This is a genomic window from Streptomyces sp. B1866 (assembly GCF_031932565.1).
GTDB lineage: Bacteria > Actinomycetota > Actinomycetes > Streptomycetales > Streptomycetaceae > Streptomyces.
Window position 1 is genome coordinate 1 of record NZ_JAVSCF010000450.1, and the last position, 2,498, is coordinate 2,498.

General features: G+C 70.5%; 3 protein-coding genes. 1 reads left to right on the forward strand and 2 read right to left on the reverse strand.

The annotated features are described in order from the left end of the window. Positions 1–74: 74 nt before the first annotated feature. A complete protein-coding gene (locus tag RKE29_RS29295; protein WP_312008740.1) occupies positions 75–311 on the reverse strand; it encodes a hypothetical protein in 237 nt (78 codons plus the stop codon). A gap of 2 nt (positions 312–313) precedes the next feature. After that, the gene (locus RKE29_RS29300; protein ID WP_312008741.1) at positions 314–850 is read right to left on the reverse strand and encodes a DUF6247 family protein; all 537 of its coding nucleotides are present in this window, start codon (positions 848–850) and stop codon (positions 314–316) included. 130 nt (positions 851–980) lie between these two features. On the opposite strand from RKE29_RS29300, the gene RKE29_RS29305 reads away from it, so the two are divergent. Continuing rightward, positions 981–2,318 carry a methyltransferase domain-containing protein gene (locus RKE29_RS29305; protein ID WP_312008742.1) on the forward strand — a complete coding sequence of 446 codons (1,338 nt, stop codon included), beginning with the start codon at positions 981–983 and terminating at the stop codon, positions 2,316–2,318. The last annotated feature ends 180 nt before the right edge of the window (positions 2,319–2,498 follow it).

Below are 2,498 nucleotides of genomic sequence, written 5' to 3' on the forward strand. Positions count from 1 at the left end.
AGGTCAGGACGAAGCGGCGGGCCTCGGAGCCTCGCGTGTGCCGGGGCATTGCTTGCCCAAGGGGCGCCCGAGCGTCACACGTACGTGAGCCGCAGCACGGTGACCGTTACGATCTGGTCGGAGACCAGGTACATGACCTGCCCGCTGCCGCCGAAGTCTCGCCACCACACGCCCTCGGCGCCCTTCTTGGCCTTCCGGTACGGGTCGCGGCGTAATTCGTTCAGGACCTTCTCCAACTCCCTGCGCGCCGGGGAGCCCAGGGAGTCCCGCTGCCTTCGGGCCTCGGTCACAAAGCGGACCTCGTACGCCATGCCTACTCGTCTCCCTCGTCGCGCCCGTAGACCGTCTCGTCGCCCGCCTCGATACGGCGGACCATCTCCATGTCCTTGCGCACGTGCTCCGGGTTGGCGTGCCGGAGCGCGGCCCCCCACCACGCGTGGACGACGCCCAGCAGGCGGCGGTGGTCGAAGGTCGCGGCCGCGTGGTCGGCGGCTCCCGCGAAGTCCAGTTCAAACCGGACCCGGTCGTCCGGGGACAGCGCGGCGTGGACCGCCGGGCCGGTGCGGTCCACCCAACGTGTGGGGTCCTGCTGAGGGGGATGGCCGCGCCGGGTGATGGTCGCGTCCTGGGCCGAGCGGTAGCGGTCCGCGTCCGCCGTGTCCTGTTCGCCGCCCGCGACGGTCCACCAGGTCCGTACCACCTCGGCGAGCGGTTCCACCTCGTACGTGATGCGTACGCCCGCGAGTGCGAAGGCGAACGCGGCCTCGAACTCCTTGCGGTCGTCCTGCGACAGCTCGCCGCGCACCCAGGCGCCGTCGAGGCGGCCCACCGAGGGCGTGTCCTCTTCCACGTAACTCGCTCCTGTTCGACGGGATCACAACGTATCGCGATCGCGTGGGCACGGAAAGTGCTGATACCGGGCGGGCGTCCGCCGACTCCCACCTCCTCGCCGTCGCCCGGCGGGGCACCCAGTCTCAAACGTGAGCGGGCTGCCCGGAGCCTGTTCGGCAGCCTCGGCCTCCAACGTGGTCGACGGCCTGCACCGGCTGATGGACCACTTCGGGCTGGTGTTCGCGGCATCCGACTGGATCGTGCCCCCCGAAGGCGCTTGGACGTTCATAGGGGACCTGAACCCCCAACGGGCAGTTGGAGTGACCGTGACCACCACCTCGCCATCCCCGCACGCGCAAGCCCTGCGCCACCGCTTGGCCGAGCAGCTCGCCAGAGGCGGATACCTGCGTGACCCCGCGTGGCTGGACGCCTTCCGGGCGGTCCCCCGGGAGGCGTTCCTGAGTCACTTCGCGGTGCCCTCGCCAGACGGTGACCACCGCGTTTGGGACCTGGGCGACGTGGCCGCGCGCGACGACGCCCTGGCCGCCGTCTACACCGACACCCCACTGCTCACCCAGCGGGACGCCGAAGGGTCCGCCACCTCCTCCTCCACAGCGCCCAGCCTGATGGCCCTCATGCTGGAAGCACTTCAGGTCCGGGACGGCATGAACGTGCTGGAAATCGGCACCGGCACGGGGTACAACGCGGCGCTTCTGGCTCACCGGCTGGGCAGTGACCGGGTGACCAGCATCGACGTGGACCCGGGCCTGGTGGACACGGCTCGGAGGTCCCTGGAGCGTGCCGGATACCGGCCCGCAGCCGTGTGCGGTGACGGAGCGGCAGGGTTCTCCCCGCGCGCGCCGTATGACCGGCTGATCGCGACCTGCGGCGTCGCCCGTATCCCAGAGTCATGGCTGCGGCAGGTCCGACCGGGTGGCGTCATCCTGGCCAGTGTCGGTTTCGGGCTGGTGCGCTTGACCGTCAGCCAGCCGGGAGGACCGGCCAGCGGTCCCTTCCTGGATTACGCGAGTTTCACGCCGATCCGCCGCACCACCGAACAGGTTTCTCCCACCACCAGAGACGATCTGGCGCTCGCGGACGGCAACGGCGCCACGCGGCGCGTGCCGTTCCCGGGCTGGGAGGTGCTGGAGGAGCGCATGGTGGTGTTCCTGCGGTCGGTTGCGATGCCGGGCGTGCGGCAGGTGACACTCGATTCCCGCGCCGGAAAGGAATACGTGCTCGCCGATCACGTCACCGGGTCCTGGGCGCGTGTCCGGCAGAACCACGAGGATGAGGCCCAGGCCGTCGAGAACGGGCCGCGTCGGTTGTGGGACGAGCTGTGCGTGGTGGCCGAGAGCTGGCTGGCGGCGGGGCGTCCTCCACTGGCCTCCTACGGTCTGGAGGTAGGCAGTGACGGCCGTCACGAACTGTGGTGGGAGTCATCGGGCGGACGCCGGGTGAGCACCTTTCCACTGCCACCTGCATGAACGGCATGGCAGAGTTCGCCGCCGTCACCGCGAACGGCTCCTTCACGGTCACCTGCCTCGGCGGCATCCTGACCTGTCGGCCGTAGGCGTACCGGCCTCGGCGCTCCGTACGCGGAACCGGGCGCACGCCTCACGGCAGGCGGCCGTCACATCGTCACCACCAGATCCGCCCGCCCCCGC